15 protein-coding genes are annotated in these 14,983 nt (G+C 64.8%); 12 read left to right on the forward strand and 3 right to left on the reverse strand.

Features of this window, described 5'->3' with window-relative positions:
- The first annotated feature begins 22 nt into the window (after window positions 1-22).
- The 6 genes from AC1ROX_RS08835 to AC1ROX_RS08860 all read left to right on the forward strand — a co-directional run bounded on the left by AC1ROX_RS08835 (window position 23) and on the right by AC1ROX_RS08860 (window position 5,587).
- On the forward strand, window positions 23-511 hold the full coding sequence (locus AC1ROX_RS08835) for a MaoC family dehydratase (protein WP_296329337.1): 489 nt from the start codon (window positions 23-25) through the stop codon (window positions 509-511).
- A complete protein-coding gene (locus AC1ROX_RS08840; protein WP_493124473.1) occupies window positions 511-1,671 on the forward strand; it encodes an acyl-CoA dehydrogenase family protein in 1,161 nt (386 codons plus the stop codon). Before AC1ROX_RS08835 ends, AC1ROX_RS08840 begins: the two co-directional genes overlap by 1 nt.
- A 13-nt stretch (window positions 1,672-1,684) precedes the next feature.
- Window positions 1,685-2,164 (forward strand): MaoC family dehydratase, encoded by a 480-nt coding sequence (locus AC1ROX_RS08845; RefSeq protein WP_493124475.1) that lies wholly within the window; start codon window positions 1,685-1,687, stop codon window positions 2,162-2,164.
- A gap of 82 nt (window positions 2,165-2,246) precedes the next feature.
- Window positions 2,247-3,473 carry a CaiB/BaiF CoA transferase family protein gene (locus tag AC1ROX_RS08850; protein WP_493124477.1) on the forward strand — a complete coding sequence of 409 codons (1,227 nt, stop codon included), beginning with the start codon at window positions 2,247-2,249 and terminating at the stop codon, window positions 3,471-3,473.
- An 11-nt stretch (window positions 3,474-3,484) separates the two neighbouring features.
- Complete coding sequence (locus AC1ROX_RS08855) at window positions 3,485-4,399, forward strand: HpcH/HpaI aldolase/citrate lyase family protein (protein WP_493124479.1); 915 nt, start codon at window positions 3,485-3,487, stop codon at window positions 4,397-4,399.
- Window positions 4,400-4,408: 9 nt separating this feature from the next.
- Window positions 4,409-5,587 (forward strand): MFS transporter, encoded by a 1,179-nt coding sequence (locus tag AC1ROX_RS08860; protein WP_493124481.1) that lies wholly within the window; start codon window positions 4,409-4,411, stop codon window positions 5,585-5,587.
- An 83-nt stretch (window positions 5,588-5,670) separates the two neighbouring features.
- On the opposite strand, the gene AC1ROX_RS08865 is transcribed toward AC1ROX_RS08860, so the two are convergent.
- Window positions 5,671-6,621: a Bug family tripartite tricarboxylate transporter substrate binding protein gene (locus AC1ROX_RS08865; RefSeq protein ID WP_493124483.1), complete on the reverse strand. Its 951-nt coding sequence runs from the start codon at window positions 6,619-6,621 to the stop codon at window positions 5,671-5,673.
- Window positions 6,622-6,683: 62 nt separating this feature from the next.
- Here AC1ROX_RS08865 and AC1ROX_RS08870 point away from each other — a divergent pair, with 62 nt between their 5' ends.
- The 3 genes from AC1ROX_RS08870 to AC1ROX_RS08880 are packed head-to-tail and all read left to right on the forward strand — an operon-like array spanning window position 6,684 to window position 9,932.
- Window positions 6,684-8,270 (forward strand): ABC transporter substrate-binding protein, encoded by a 1,587-nt coding sequence (locus AC1ROX_RS08870; protein ID WP_493124485.1) that lies wholly within the window; start codon window positions 6,684-6,686, stop codon window positions 8,268-8,270.
- Window positions 8,271-8,312: 42 nt separating this feature from the next.
- Window positions 8,313-8,816: a VOC family protein gene (locus tag AC1ROX_RS08875; RefSeq protein WP_493124487.1), complete on the forward strand. Its 504-nt coding sequence runs from the start codon at window positions 8,313-8,315 to the stop codon at window positions 8,814-8,816.
- A gap of 18 nt (window positions 8,817-8,834) precedes the next feature.
- Window positions 8,835-9,932, forward strand: a complete 1,098-nt coding sequence (locus AC1ROX_RS08880; RefSeq protein WP_493124489.1) for an NHL repeat-containing protein — start codon at window positions 8,835-8,837, stop codon at window positions 9,930-9,932.
- 104 nt (window positions 9,933-10,036) lie between these two features.
- On the opposite strand, the gene AC1ROX_RS08885 is transcribed toward AC1ROX_RS08880, so the two are convergent.
- Window positions 10,037-10,924: a dienelactone hydrolase family protein gene (locus AC1ROX_RS08885; protein ID WP_493124491.1), complete on the reverse strand. Its 888-nt coding sequence runs from the start codon at window positions 10,922-10,924 to the stop codon at window positions 10,037-10,039.
- Between the two features lie 21 nt (window positions 10,925-10,945).
- Entirely contained in the window at window positions 10,946-11,686 is a 741-nt protein-coding gene (locus tag AC1ROX_RS08890) for a dienelactone hydrolase family protein (RefSeq protein ID WP_493124493.1), read from the reverse strand.
- Window positions 11,687-11,764: 78 nt separating this feature from the next.
- Between AC1ROX_RS08890 and AC1ROX_RS08895 the strand changes: the two genes are divergently transcribed.
- From AC1ROX_RS08895 to AC1ROX_RS08905, 3 genes are all read left to right on the forward strand, one after another.
- Complete coding sequence (locus AC1ROX_RS08895; RefSeq protein ID WP_493124495.1) at window positions 11,765-12,982, forward strand: ABC transporter substrate-binding protein; 1,218 nt, start codon at window positions 11,765-11,767, stop codon at window positions 12,980-12,982.
- Window positions 12,983-13,049: 67 nt separating this feature from the next.
- A complete protein-coding gene (locus AC1ROX_RS08900; RefSeq protein ID WP_493124497.1) occupies window positions 13,050-13,859 on the forward strand; it encodes a cobalamin-binding protein in 810 nt (269 codons plus the stop codon).
- Window positions 13,856-14,917, forward strand: coding sequence for a WD40/YVTN/BNR-like repeat-containing protein (locus AC1ROX_RS08905; protein ID WP_493124499.1), 1,062 nt, complete (start codon window positions 13,856-13,858; stop codon window positions 14,915-14,917). Before AC1ROX_RS08900 ends, AC1ROX_RS08905 begins: the two co-directional genes overlap by 4 nt.
- Window positions 14,918-14,983: the final 66 nt, after the last annotated feature.

Genomic DNA, 14,983 nt, shown 5'->3' on the forward strand with positions numbered 1-14,983 from the left:
AGAAGCGTAGACAGGAGTAGGAATGACAGAGGATTTCAGGGCCCGCGCCCGGCTGGTGCCCAAGGGTAACCGCTATGAGGATTTCGAGGTCGGCCGCGTGTTCCGGCACCATTGGGGCCGCACGATCACCGAGTCGGAGAGCACGCTCTTCTCGACGCTGACCTTGCACTTCAACCCGCACTACTACAATGCGGCCTACGCCCAGGCGCACGGCCACCCCGGCATCGTGGCCAATCCCCTGCTCGTCTTCACGACGGTGTTCGGCCTCACGGTCGAGGATCTGAGCGAGGGCGGCGGGCCGTTCCTCGGCGTCAACGAACTCACCTATCACCAGCCCGTCTATCCCAGCGATTCGCTGCGCGCGGAATCGGTCGTGCTCGACCGGCGCGTCTCGGACTCCCACAAGGGGTTCGGCATCGTCAGCTGGCACAGCAAGGGCTTCAACCAGCGCGAAGAACTCGTCATCGACTTCAAGCGCACCAATCTCGTCCGTCTCAGGAATCCCCAATAATGCCTTTCCTTACCGAAGAACGCCGCATGATCCAGGAGCAGGCGCGCGAGTTCACGCTGAACGAAGTGCTGCCGGTCGCCAACAAGCTCGACCCCGAGAAGGGCGACATCCCGATGGAGCTGCGGGAGAAGATGGCCGAGCTCGGCTATTTCGGCATCCTGATCCCGGAGGAATACGGCGGCCTGGGCCTCGGCTGTTCCGAGTACTGCCTCGTTACCGAGGAACTGTCGCGCGGCTGGATGAGCGTCGCGTCGATCATCGCGCGTGGCAACCTGCTGATCGGCTCGCATGAGATGAGCGAGGAGCAGCGCAAGCGCTACCTGCCGCGCATGGCCAAGGGCGAGTTCCTCGGCGCCTTCTCGATGTCCGAGCCCAATGCCGGCTCCGACATCTCCAACATCTCCTGCCGCGCCAAGAAGGACGGCGACGGCTACCTGATCAGCGGCAACAAGTACTGGTGCACCTTCGCCGACGGCGCCGACTTCATGATCATCATCGCGCGCACGTCGGACGCGCCGGCGGGCAAGCGCCATATGGGCCTCTCGATGTTCTTCGTCGAGAAGAAGCGCGGCGAGCTGCCCAAGGGCGTCAACGGCGCACCCATTCCCAAGATCGGCTATTTCGGCTGGAAGACCTGGGAACTGGCCTTCGACAATTTCCGCGTCGAAGCCGCCGACATGATCGGCAAGGAAGGCCACGCCTTCTACTACGCGACCTCGGGCCTCGAGACGGCCCGCGCCCACACCGCCGCCCGCGCCATCGGCCTCGCCCAGGGCGCGCTCGACGATTCGATCCAGTACGCCAACGACCGCAAGCAGTTCGGCCACTCGATCTCGGATTTCCAGGCCATCCGCTTCAAGATCGCCGACATGGCGACCCAGATCGAGGCGGCGCGCCAGCTCATGTATTTCGTCTGCGAGCAGATCGACACCGGCCAGCGTTGCGACAAGGAAGCCTCGATGGTGAAGCTCTTCGCCTCGGAGATGGCCGAGCGCGTCACCAGCGAAGGCCTGCAGATCCATGGCGGCGCCGGCTATACCACGTTGCACGCCATCGAGCGCCACTGGCGCGATGCGCGCCTGACCAAGATCTTCGAGGGCACCTCCGAGATCCAGAAGCGCATCATCTCCGACCGGCTGCTGGGCCGGGGCCGAAACTAGGAGTGAGGAACTGATGAAAGTCTCCGCTCTCACCGGCAAGACCAACTACTTCGAGGACTTCACGGTCGGCGACGTGATGAAGCACGCGCGCGGCAAGACCGTGGAACCGATGGAGCAGGTCTGGATCACCAACGTGACCATGAACACGGCCGAGGCGCACTTCAACGAGCACCTGACCCAGTCGATGCCCTACGGCAAGCGCCTGGGCTTCGGCGGCGTCACCATCTCCATGTGCATCGGCCTCGCCGCCGAGGACACGGCGGAGAACGCGCTGATGGAACTCGGGATGGACAAGATCCGTCTCAAGGGTCCGCTCCACCACGGCGACACGCTCTACTGCTACACCGAGGTGCTGGAGAAGAAGGATGCCAAGCAGGACGATGCCGGCATCGTCCGCTTCAAGCATTACGGCGTGAATCAGGACGACAAGAACATCTTCGAGGGTGAGCGCACCGTCCTGATCAAGCGGCGCAGCCACTGGGGAGACAAGTGACGCTGGGGGCGCGCCACTCCAGTGGCGCGATCTTCGCTGGCATCGCCCAAAGACGCGCGACTGGAGTCGCGCGCACCCAGCCATGAGCGACTCGTCCGTCCTTGGAGCCCTCGACGGTGTCCGCATCGTCGACCTCACGCAGATGCTGGCCGGCCCTTACTGCACGATGCTGCTGGCCGACCAGGGCGCGGAGGTCATCAAGGTCGAGCCGCTCGACGGCGACCACACGCGCATCATTGGCCCCTATCATGCCGACGATAAGCTCAGGGCATTCGGCGGCTACTTCGCCTCGGTGAACCGCAACAAGAAGTCGATCGCCATCGACCTCAAGACGGCGGCCGGCCGCGAGCTGGTCCTTAAGCTCTGCGACAATGCCGATGCGGTGGTCGAGAACTATCGCGGCGGCGTCATGGATCGCCTGGGCCTCAGCTACGAGACGCTGCACGCGCGCAACCCGAAGCTGGTCTACGCGACCATCCGCGGCTTCGGCGACGTCCGCACCGGCAAGAGCCCCTATTCGGACTTTCCGGCCTACGACGTGATCAGCCAGGCGATGGGCGGCATCATGGCCATCACCGGGCCCGACAAGGACACGCCGATGAAGGTCGGTCCCGGCGTCGGCGACATCGTGCCGGCGATCACCTGCGCCTTCGGCATCGTCTCGGCGATCCTGCGGGCCTACAAGACCGGCAAGGGCCAGTTCGTCGACGTCGGCATGGTCGACGCGATCCTCGCGGTCTGCGAGCGCATCATGCACCAGCATTCCTATGCGCAGACGCTGCCGCATCCCGAGGGCAACCACCATCCCCTTCTCTGCCCGTTCGGCATGTTCCCGGCCAAGGACGGCTTCGTCACGATCGCCGCGCATGCCGACGCGCACTTCCCGATCCTGTGCCGGCTGATCGACAAGCCCGAGTTCGCGACCGATCCGCGGTTCATCACCGTGCAGGACCGCCGCGCCAACCAGGACGTGCTGATCGCCACCGTCTCCGACTTCACGCGCCAGCGCACCAAGCAGGAGCTGCTGACGCATTTCGGCGGCAAGGTGCCCTTCTCGCCCGTCTACAACGTGCGGGACATCGTGGCCGATCCGCACTTCGCGGCACGCGAGATGCTGCCCTGGGTGCCGCATCCCGGCCTCGACCACGAGGTCCAGATCGCGGGCGTCGCGGTGAAGATGACCGAGACGCCGGGCAAGGTACGCCATCGCGCGCCGTTGCTGGGCGAACATACCGACGACTATCTCAAAACCATCGGCCTCGGTGCGGGCGACATCGCCCGCCTGCGCGCCGACAAGATCGTAGCTTAAGGAGAAGATTGATGACCGACCGTCCCAAGCGCGCCCGCCGCGTCCAGCTCTCGACGCCCGGCTCCAGCGAGAAGATGATCCAGAAGGCGTCGGAGTCGAAGGCCGATCACGTCTTCCTCGACCTCGAGGATGCCGTCGCTCCCAGCCAGAAGCGCGACGCCCGCAAGAAGATCATCCAGGGCCTCAAGGAGCTGAACTGGACGGGCAAGACGCGCTGCGTGCGCATCAACGACCTGACGACCGAATATGCCTACGAGGACATCATCGAGATCGTCGAGGGCGCGGGCGAGCATCTCGACACGATCATGATGACCAAGGTCCAGACGGCCGCCGACGTGCTGTTCGCCGACAAGCTGCTTCACCAGATCGAGAAGAAGCTGAAGATGAAGCGCAAGATCGGCCTCGAGGCGCTGATCGAGGAAGTCGAAGGCATGCAGAACGTCGACGAGATCGCCGCCTGCACGCCGCGCCTGGAATGCCTGGTGTTCGGCATGGGCGACTTCTCGGCCTCGATGGGCGTGATGAACAAGAATGTCGGCGCCGCCGACGGCTATCCCGGCGACGTCTGGCACTATGCCCGCTTCCGGCTGGTGATGGCCTGCCGCGCCGCCGGCATCGACCCGGTCGACGGCCCGTTCGCCGACTTCAAGAATCCGGACGCCTACCGCGAGGAATGCCGCCGCTCGATGATCCTAGGCTGCGTCGGCAAGTGGGCGATCCATCCCTCGCAGATCGACCCGGCGCTGGAAATCTACTCACCCAAGGCCGAGGACATCGTCCGCGCCCGCAAGCTCGAGAAGGCCTATGCCGAGGCGGAAGCCGCCGGCCTGGGCGCGATCAACGTCGATGGCATCATGGTCGACGTCGCCTCGATCCGCATCCTGCGCAACACCATTCTGAACAAGGCCGACCTGTACGGCCTGTAGGCCGACGCCATGAAACGCGTGATCGTACCGGTGGCCAGCATGCTGGCCATCCAGGTGATGATCTCGCTTTCGGTGATATCGCTCAGCGTGATGATGCCCGAGGTCGCCCGCGACCTCGCCATCGATCCCAAGCTGGTCGGCATCTTCACGGCGATCATCTATGCCGTTGCAGCCAGCGTCGCGCTGGCTGCCGCGGCGCCGATCGTGCGACTGGGCGCCGTCCGGGTCTGCCAAGCCGCCCTGCTCATGGCCGCGATCGGGCTCGCTTTCAACGCCGTATCGGCGGTCGCTGCGACCGTGGTGGCCGTCATCTTCATTGGCGCGGCCCAGGGGCCGATCAACCCTGCCTCGGCGCATGTCCTGTCACAGCGCGTACCCCGCGAATATTTCGGCATGGTCTTCTCGCTGAAGCAGACCGGCGTGCCGATCGGCTTCGGCCTCGCCGGGATCATCTTTCCCTTCCTGCTCTCGGAGATCGGCTGGCGCGGTGCCAGCCTCGTCGCCGCCGGCGCCGCCGTTCTGGCGGCGCTGATCGTCGAGCCCCTGCGCCCCAGCCTTGACGTGACCGCGACCGTCGGCGGGCCGTCGCGCAGCATCTGGAAGTCGATCCGCTTCGTGCTGGGTCACCCCCAGCTGCGGGTTCTGGGCTGGTCGGCCTTCATCTACGTGGTCGCCCAGCACACCTTCACCTTCTATCTCGTCACCTATCTCTACGAGCATTGCCGCCTGTCGATCGCCGAGGCCGGCGCGCTGTTGACGCTCTCGCAGCTTGTCGGCACCGGCGTGCGCCTGTTGAGCGGTGGCGCCGGCGACCGTTTTCCGCGCATGGCATTATTGGGGTGGACCGGCGTCGCCATGACCGTCGGCTGCGTCGCCACCGGCCTGCTGGACGCCGACACGCCCTTCTGGCTGATCGCGCTGGTGGTGATGGGCTACGGCTCGGTCGTCATCAGCTGGAACGGCACGTCACAGGCCGAATTCGCCCATCTCTCGCCGCCCGGCGAAGCGGCCCCCATCGCGGCGGTGCAGACCGCCCTCGCTTTTTCCGGCGCGGTGTTCGGCCCGCCGATTTTCGCGCTGATCGCCTCTATGGTCAGCTACCGGATGGCCTTCTTCGCCGTCGCGGCCTGCGTCTTCGCGGCGGCGATCTGGCAGATCGTAGCCGCCCGGAGGCCGGTGGCCTCATAGGAGCGCGCCACTCCAGTGACGCTCAGAACGCCGTCGACACGCCGTGAGAAGAGCGCCACTGGAGTGGCGCGCCCCATTGAAGCCTAGGGTTCCTTCATGCCGGCGATCGACACGATCTCCGCCCACTTCTTGGTCTCGCTGGCCTGGAAGGCCGCCAGCTCCTCGGGCGAGCCGACAAACGACATCCCAAAGTTCGCCTTCAGCAGGTTGAGATAGCCCTGCGATTTGGCCGCCTGCCGCACCAGTGCATTCAACTTGTCGATGATCGGCTTCGGCGTGCCGGCCGGCGCATAGATCGCCGTCCAGGCCCACATCTCGAAGCCCGGAACACCGCTCTCTTCCACCGTCGGGAACTGGTCGAGGCCGGGGATGCGCTCCTTGCTGGTGACCGCAAGGCCGCGCGCGCGTCCATCGAGCACGGGCGGCAGGCCGACGGTGAAGTCGGAGAAGATGACGTCGATGCGGCCGCCCATCAGGTCGGTGATGGCCTGCGGCTGGGTCTTGTAGGGCACGCCCAGAATGTCGGTCTTGGTCATGATGCGGAACAGCTCGGCGCCGCCGCGGCTCGACCCGTTGCCGCTGCCAAAGCTCAGCTTGCCCGGCTGCGCCTTCGCGAGTGCAATGAATTCCTGGAGGGTCTTCACCGGAAGGTCGTTGCGCACCATCACGATCTGCGCGCCGAGGATGATGCCGGAGATCGGCGCGAAGCTCTTCACCGGATCGTAGGTCAGCGACTTGTAGACGTGCGGGTTGATCGCCTGGGTCGTCTGCGTCGTGAAGAACAGCGTGTAGCCGTCGGGCGCGGCCGCCGCCGCGGACTGGGCTGCGATCTGGCCTTCCGCACCGGGCTTGTTCTCGATGACGACACTCTGGCCGGTCTGCACCGCGATATCCTGGCCGATCGCGCGCGCGGCAAGGTCGGTCGCCGTTCCGGGACCGAAGGCCGTGATGATCTTGATCGGCTTGGTTGGATAATCCTGGGCGACAGCCGGCAATGCGAGAAGCATTCCGACCAGCAAACTGAAGATTCTCATGAGCCGGTTTATGCCGCAGCGAAGTGCTAGCGTCATCACAAAGAAGAGGAGGAAACGAAAGAATGCGAAACTGTTCGCTGCCGCTCGTCGCGGCAATCCTGGCCCTGGTCGCGGCGCCGTCCGCCTGGGCGCAGAAATCCGGTGGCACCCTCAAGATCGCCCACATGGACAATCCGCCGAGCGCGTCGATCCACGAGGAAGCGACCATCTCGACCGTCATGCCGTTCATGTCGGTCTACAACAACCTCGTGATGTTCGATCCCAAGACCAAGCAGAACACGCCGGACAACATCATCCCCGACCTCGCCACCGAGTGGAAATGGAGCGACGACGGCAAGGACCTCACCTTCAAGCTGCGCGACGGCGTGAAGTGGCATGACGGCAAGCCGTTCACCAGCGCCGATGTGAAGTGCACCTGGGACATGCTGATCGCCGACGAATCCAAGCTGCGCAAGAACCCGCGCAAGACTTGGTACTTCAACCTGGAGAAGGTCACCGTAAACGGCGACCGCGAGGCGACCTTCCACCTGAAGCGCCCGCAGCCGTCGCTGCTCACCATGCTCGCCGCGGCCTTCTCGCCGGTCTACCCCTGCCACGTGCCGACCGCGCAGATGCGCACCAAGCCGATCGGCACGGGCCCGTTCAAGTTCGTCGAGCTGAAGCAGAACGAGTCGATCAAGCTCGCGCGCAATCCGGATTACTGGAAGCCGGGCCGCCCCTATCTCGACGCGATCGAGTTCTCGATCATCCCCAACCGCGCGACGTCACAGCTCACCTTCGTGGCCGGCAAGCTCGACATGACCTTCACCTCGGTCATCACGCCGGCCATGGTGAACGACCTCAAGACCCAGGCGCCGACGGCGATCTGTGAGACGCAGCCGACCAACACCCAGGCCAACCTGCTGGTCAATCGCGAGAAGGCGCCGTTCGACGATGCCAGGGTGCGCCGTGCCATGTCGCTCGCGCTCGACCGTCCCGCCTTCAACGAGATCCTGGGCCAGGGCAACTTCCGCATCGGCGGCGCCATGCTGCCGCCGCCGGAAGGACTCTGGGGCATGCCGACGGAGTTCCTGTCGACCGTGGCGGGCTACGGCCCCGATGTCGCCAAAGCGCGCGAGGAAGGCCGCAAGATCATGGCCGAACTCGGCTATACGGCCGAGAAGCCGCTGAAGATCAAGGTCTCGACCCGCAACATCCCGAGCTATCGCGACCCGGCGGTGATCCTGATCGACCATCTGAAGCAGGTGAACATCCAGGGCGAGCTGGAGCCGCTCGAAACCGCGGTCTGGTACAATCGCATGGCGCGCCGCGACTTCACGATCGGCATGAACGTCCAGGGCGTCGGCGTCGACGATCCGGACGTGGTCTTCTACGAGACCTTCCGCTGCGGCTCGGAGCGCAACTACACGAACTATTGCAATCCCGAGGTCGAGAAGCTGTTCGACCAGCAGTCGAGCATGCGCGACTTCGAGGCACGCCGGAAGCTCGTCTGGGAGATCGACAAGAAGCTGCAGGAAGACGGCGCCCGCCCGGTCATCCAGCATGGCTGGGGCGGCACCTGCTGGCGCCCCGAGGTCAAGGCCGTGAACCTGGCGGTCAACACGATTTATAACCACTGGCGCTTCGAGGACGTCTGGCTCGACCGCTAGGACGGCGCTAGGCTCAGGCAGGCGATCCGATCGGAGGTTTCGATGATCAAGGGCCTGCACCACAATGCCTATCGCTGCCGCGACTCGGAGGAGACGAGGAAGTTCTACGAGGACTTCCTCGGTCTGCCTCTGGTCCACACACTCAGGATCGACGAGACCAAGACCGGCCGTACGACTGGCTCAGGCGTGCTGCACACCTTCTTCCAGTTGGACGACGGTTCCTGCCTCGCCTTCTTCGAGGCGCCGGACATGCCGTTCGCCTTCAAGGACCAGCATGATTTCGACCTCCACATAGCTCTGGAAGTCGAATCCGACCATCTCGACCGCATGTTCGCCAAGGGCAAGGCGGAAGGCCGCGAAGTCCGTGGCGTCTCGGACCATCATTTCATCCGGTCGATCTACTTTCGCGATCCCAACGGTTACGTGATCGAACTCGCGGCCAAGGTTCCGGGACAGGAATCGGCGCTGGACCCGGCAAAGAACCGGGCGCGCGGCAAGCTCGACGAATGGCAGGCAAGCAAGCCCAAGCCAGCAAAAGCGGCCTGAACGCCGCAGGAGGAAACGATGAGACTGGTACACTGGGCGCTTGGCGCCCTGATGGCGTTTGCGTTCGTTTCAGCGGCCGGCGCCCAGACGGTGCCGCAGTTCCAGGTCGATCCGTTTTGGCCGAAGCCTTTGCCCAACAACTGGCTGTTCGGCCAGGTGGCGAGCGTCGCCGTCGATTCGCAGGACCATGTCTGGATCCTGCAGCGCCCGCGCTCGCTCACCGAGGATGAGAAAGGCGCCTCGCTCAAGCCGCCGCGCAACGCCTGCTGCGTCCCCGCGCCTTCGGTCATGGAGTTCGATGCCGACGGCAACTTCATCCAGGGCTGGGGTGGACCTGCCAACAATCCCTGGGTCGGACGCGAGCACGGGCTTTATGTCGACCGCAAGGGCTTCGTCTGGCTGAGCGGAAATGCCGACATCGACAGCGCCGTCTTCAAGTACAGCAAGGACGGCAAGCTCGTGCTGACGATCGGCAAGCTTGGCCCCTCGGGCGGCAGCAACGACACGACCCTGCTCGGCAAGCCCGCCGACATCCAGGTCGATGAGGCTGCCAACGAAGTCTACATCGCCGACGGCTACGGCAACCGCCGGGTCATCGTGTTCGATGCCGATACCGGCGCCTACAAGCGCCACTGGGGCGCCTACGGCAACAAGCCGAGCGACGACAAGACGCCGAAGTACGATCCGGTGGCCGCCGTATCCCAGCAGTTCGGCAATCCCGTGCACTGCGCCAAGGTGTCGAAGGACGGCATGGTCTATGTCTGCGACCGGACCAACAACCGCATCCAGGTGTTCAAGAAGGACGGTACCTTCGTGACCGAGTGGTTCTACGACAAGAGCACCTTGGGCAACGGCGCGGTCTGGGACCTCAACTTCTGGCCCGATGCCAACCAGACCTGGCTGTTCAACATCGACGGCGAGAACAATCTGATGCGCATCCTGAACCGCGCCGACGGCAAGGTCGTCGGCACGGTCGGCCGCTCGGGTCGCTACGCCGGCCAGTTCCACTGGGTCCACACGATCGCCGTCGACTCGAAGGGCAATGTCTATACCGGCGAAGTCGACAACGCGAACCGCGTGCAGAAGTTCAAGCCGACGAACGGGGAACCAAAGTAGGCGGTCGTTCGTTGGAGCGCGCCACTCCAGTGGCGCTCAAGCTTCGTCAGTAAGACAAGGTATGAGCGCCACTGGAGCGGCGCGCTCCATTGCTCCGTCGTGCGCTACGCCAGGTTCTTCTTGAAGAACGCGATGGTGCGGTCCCAGGCGATCTTGGCCTGGGCCTCGTTGTAGCGCGGCGTCGAATTGTTGTGAAAGCCGTGCAGCGTGCCGGGATAGATGAACATCTCGTAGGGCACGCCGTTGGCCTTCAGCGCCGCCTCGTAGGCCGGCCACATCGCATTGATGCGCTCGTCGCTCTCGGCGTACTGCACCATCAAAGGTGCCTTGATGTTCGGCACCGACGCAGTCTCCGCCGCCGGGCCGTAGAACGGCACGCCGGCATTCATCTCCGCGCCCAGGGTCGCGGCCAGGAAGTTGGTCGTGCCGCCGCCCCAGCAGAAGCCCGTCACGCCGAGCTTGCCGGTCGACATCGCATGGGCTTTCAGGAAGCGCGCGCTGTTCACCATGTCGGTGCGCAGCTTGGCCTGGTCGAGCTTGGCCTGCAGCGTGCGGCCGTCATCGTCGTTGCCGGGATAGCCGCCGACCGGGAACAGCCCGTCCGGCGCCAACGCCAGGAAACCCTCGGTCGCCGCGCGACGCGCCACGTCCTCGATATAGGGATTGAGGCCGCGATTCTCGTGAACCACCAGCACCACCGGGAACGGGCCGTTGCCCTTCGGCTGCACCAGATAGCCGCGCATCGTGCCCGACGTGCCGCCCGGCGACGGATAGGTCACATACGTTGCCTTGATGCGATCGTCCGTGAACGAGATCGTCTGGGCCTGCACGTAGCGCGGCAGCAGGGCCTGCGCCATGGCAAGCCCGCCGACCGTCATCGCGGCGGCGCGCGCCAGGAAGGTCCGGCGGTCCATGCCGCCGTGGCAGTACTCGTCGTAGAGATCGAAGACGCGCCGATCGATCTCCATCTGGGTCAGGTTCTGTCCGTCCATCGTGAGCCCCTTGCTTTGTTGTCAGCCGAGGTTCCGACGGTAGAGGGCAATCAGACGCTCCCAGTGTCGCTCGGCCGCTGGCTTGTCGTAGCACCACCGCTGCGGGAAGGCGAAGCCGTGATGCACGGTCGGCTGGATCTCCAGCTCACCCTTCGCGCCAGACTTGTCGAACAGGGCCTTGAGTTCCTTGACCATGTCGGGCGGCGCCAGCTCGTCGTGCTCGGCACAGGAAATGTAGAGCTCGCCCTTGGCCTTGCCCAAGGTCAGGTGCGGGCTCTCGACCGCGTCGCTCACCAGCCAGGTCCCGTAGAACGAGGCCGCCGCCGCGATCCGGTCGGGATAACGTGCGGCCGCCGCCAGCGAATAGGGACCGCTCATGCAATAGCCGTGGGTGCCGACCGGTCCCTTCTTGGATTCCTTTTGTGCATCCGCGAAGGCGATCATCGCCGCCACGTCGTCCATCACCGGCGGAATGGTCATCTTGGTGCGGACCGCCCGCATGCGCCCGTGCTCCTCGCTGCCGTGCTTCAGCACGTCGGGCCCGTACTTCGTGTCGGTGCCGGCGCGGTAGTAGAGGTTTGGCAGCATCACGTAATAGCCGACCGTCGCCAGCCGCCGCGCCATGTCGTAGAGCTCCTCGCGGATGCCCGGCGCGTCCATCAGGAACAGTACCGGCGGGTACGGCCCGCCCCGCTCCGGATGGCAGATGAAGGTCTCCATGCCCCCGTCGTTGGTCGGGATGTCCAGAATTTTCTCGATCATCTTGTGTCTCCTCCGGCTTTGCGGCGCGCCAGCCACTTGCTAGGCTTCGCTCAATAACAAAGCCTAGGGAGAGAAACGATGAGACGTAACCTGTTCAGCACGGCCGCATTCTGCCTTGCGGCCCTGGCCGCATTGCCGGCGGCCGCCCAGCTTTCCGACAACACGCTCAAGATCGGCGTCGCCACCGACCTGTCGAGCCTCTATGCCGACATCAACGGCCCCGGCGCGGTACTCGCCACCCAGATGGCGATCGAGGATTTCGGCGGCACGGTGCTCGGCCAAAAGATCGAGTTCATTTCCGGCGACATCCAGAACAAGGCCGACGTCGCGGCGACCACGGTCGGCCGCTGGTACGACAACGAGAAGGTCGACATGATCATGGGGGCCGGCGCCTCCTCCTCGTCGATCGCGGGCGCCCGTGTCGCCGGCGACAAGAAGAAGATCTTCATCGCGCCCGACCCCGCCTCGTCGGACCTCACCGGCAAGCTCTGCAATCCCTACCTGATCCACTGGGTCTACGACACGGCGGCTCTCGCCAACGGTACCGGCTCGGCGGTCGTGAAGGCCGGCGGCAAGAGCTGGTTCTTCCTCACCGCCGATTACGCTTTCGGCTATGCGCTGGAGCGCGACGTCTCCGCCGTGGTGAAGGCGGCCGGCGGCACCGTGGTCGGCGGCGTCAAGCATCCGATCAACACCAACGACTTCTCGTCGTTCCTGCTGCAGGCCCAGAGCTCCAAGGCGCAGGTCATCGGTCTCGCCAATGCCGGCGGCGACACGATCAACTCGATCAAGCAGGCATCGGAATTCGGCATCACCAAGGGCGGCCAGAAGCTCGCGGGCCTGCTGGTCTTCATCTCGGACATCCATTCGCTAGGCCTCGAGCGCGCGCAGGGCCTGAACCTGACCGAGGCCTTCTACTGGGATCTCAACGACCGCACACGCGCCTTCTCCAAGCGCTTCGCCGCCAAGTTCAACGGCAAGATGCCGACCAGCGTGCAGGCCGGTTTCTACTCGGCCACGCTGGCCTACCTGAACGCGGTCAAGTCGACGGGGACCGACGATCCCGACAAGGTGATGGCCGCCATGAAGGCCGCCAAGTGGGACGACCCCATCTTCGGACCGAGCTACGTCCGTCAGGACGGCCGCAAGATGCACAACATGTATCTCTTCGAGGTCAAGAAGCCGTCGGAGTCCAAGGGGCCGTGGGATTACTACAAGCTGGTCGCCGAAATCTCCGGCGAGCAGGCGTTCCGCCCCCTGGCCGACAGCGAGTGCCCGCTGGTCAAGAAGAACTGAACCCGGGAAGTCCCGTCATGGCCGAACACCGGTCGTGACGGGATGCCCTCCCCTAACGCCGCGTAACATGTACCCACCCGAACGCATCGTCTGCCTGACCGAGGAAACCACCGAGACGCTCTACCTGCTGGGCGAGCAGCACCGGATCGTCGGTGTCTCCGGCTATACCGTCCGGCCACCGCAGGCACGCAAGGAGAAGCCGCGTGTTTCGGCGTTCATCTCTGCCGACATTCCCAAGATCCTCGATTTGCGGCCCGACCTGGTCCTCACCTTCTCCGACCTGCAGGCCGACATCGTGGCGGCGCTCATCCGGGCGGGCGTGGCCGTCCATGCTTTCAACCAACGGACCGTCGCCGAGATCTTCGCCATGATCCGCACGCTCGGCGCGCTGGTCGGCGCCCACGAGCGTTCGGAAGCCCTTGCGAATCGCCTTGCCGCCAACCTTGAGGATACGCGCCGGCGCGCGGCGCAGAGAGGCAATCGTCCCAGGGTCTATTTCGAGGAATGGGACGAGCCCATGATCTCAGGCATCGCCTGGGTCTCGGAACTGATCGAGGCCGCGGGAGGGACGGACATCTTTCCCGAACTCGCGACCTGCAAGTCGGCCAAGGACCGGATCGTCACACGCGAGGAGATCATTCGCCGGGCGCCCGACATCATCGTCGGCTCCTGGTGCGGCAAGAAATTCAAGCAGGAGAAGGTCGTCGCCCGGCCGGGATTCGAGGCCATCCCTGCCGTCAGGAGCGGGCGACTTCACGAGATCAAATCACCCCTGATCCTGCAGCCCGGCCCTGCAGCTCTAACAGACGGACTTGCGGCTCTCGAAGCGATAATATCGTCGCCAAACGACCTAAAGAAAATCGGAGGAAACCCATGAGCAAGGGAACGGATCTGTCCAACATCTACGTCGGCGTCGCCGGCTATTTCGGGAAGCCTGACCATACGGGCCGGGTCGGCATCTTCCGCCGCGGAACCGCGGGTGGCGACTGGGAGCATGTGCTTGGTGCCGTCCAGGCCTTCACCGTCTTCGTCCATCCGCAGAATCCGGAGACGGTCTTCGCGGGCACCAACGACGGTGTGTGGCGCAGCACCGACCGTGGCGCGACCTTCCGCCGGACGGCCTTCCCCGATGCCGGCAAAGAAGTCTGGTCCTTCCTGGTCGATTCGCGCGATCCCAACCGCATCTTCGCCGGCGCCTCGCCGATCGGCATCTATCGCAGCGACGATGGCGGCGCCTCCTGGCGCTACCTGCCGACGCCGAACATCGACACCCATTGCAAGGGCCCCTTCGCTTCGCGCGTGATGCGGCTGGTCCAGCACCCCAAGCGCCACGACGAGATCTACGCCGCGCTCGAGATCAACGGCGTCATGCGCAGCATCGATCTCGGCCGGACCTGGACCGACTGCAGCGCGGGCCTGCTGAAACTCGCCGAACAGGAGCATCTCAAGAGCAAGATCGTGAGCGACACCACGGCCGAGGGCATGCTCGACGGCCATGCCGTGACCATCAACCCGGCCGATCCCGACGGGCTGTGGCTCGCCGTCCGCATGGGCCTGTTCCGCAGCAGCGACCAGGGCCACACCTGGAAGGACATGGAGGTCGGCCGCTTCTCGCCCACCACCTACGGCCGCGACATCCGCGTCTCGCCGGTCGAGCCCAACACGCTCTACTCCGCCCTGTCGGTCGCCGCGTCCAGCAAGGACGGCGGCCTCTATCGCAGTGAGGATGGCGGCGAGAGCTGGAAGCGCTTCGACAAGGTCCAGGTGCACGGCACCATCATGTCGATCGGCCTGCATCCGACGGACGCCGGGCAGGTCTATATCGGCGCCCGCTACGACGGCGAGGTCTTCGGCACCCGGGACGCCGGCAAGACCTGGCAGGCGATGCCGCTGCCGGGAGAGGTCCAGCACATCTACTCGCTGGCGTGTGGGTGAGGTCGTTCATTGGAGCGCGCCACTCCAGTGGCGCTCATGATCATGATTGCGCCACTGGAGCGAAGC

It is taken from the genome of Reyranella sp. GW821-FHT14A01, from assembly GCF_058803965.1.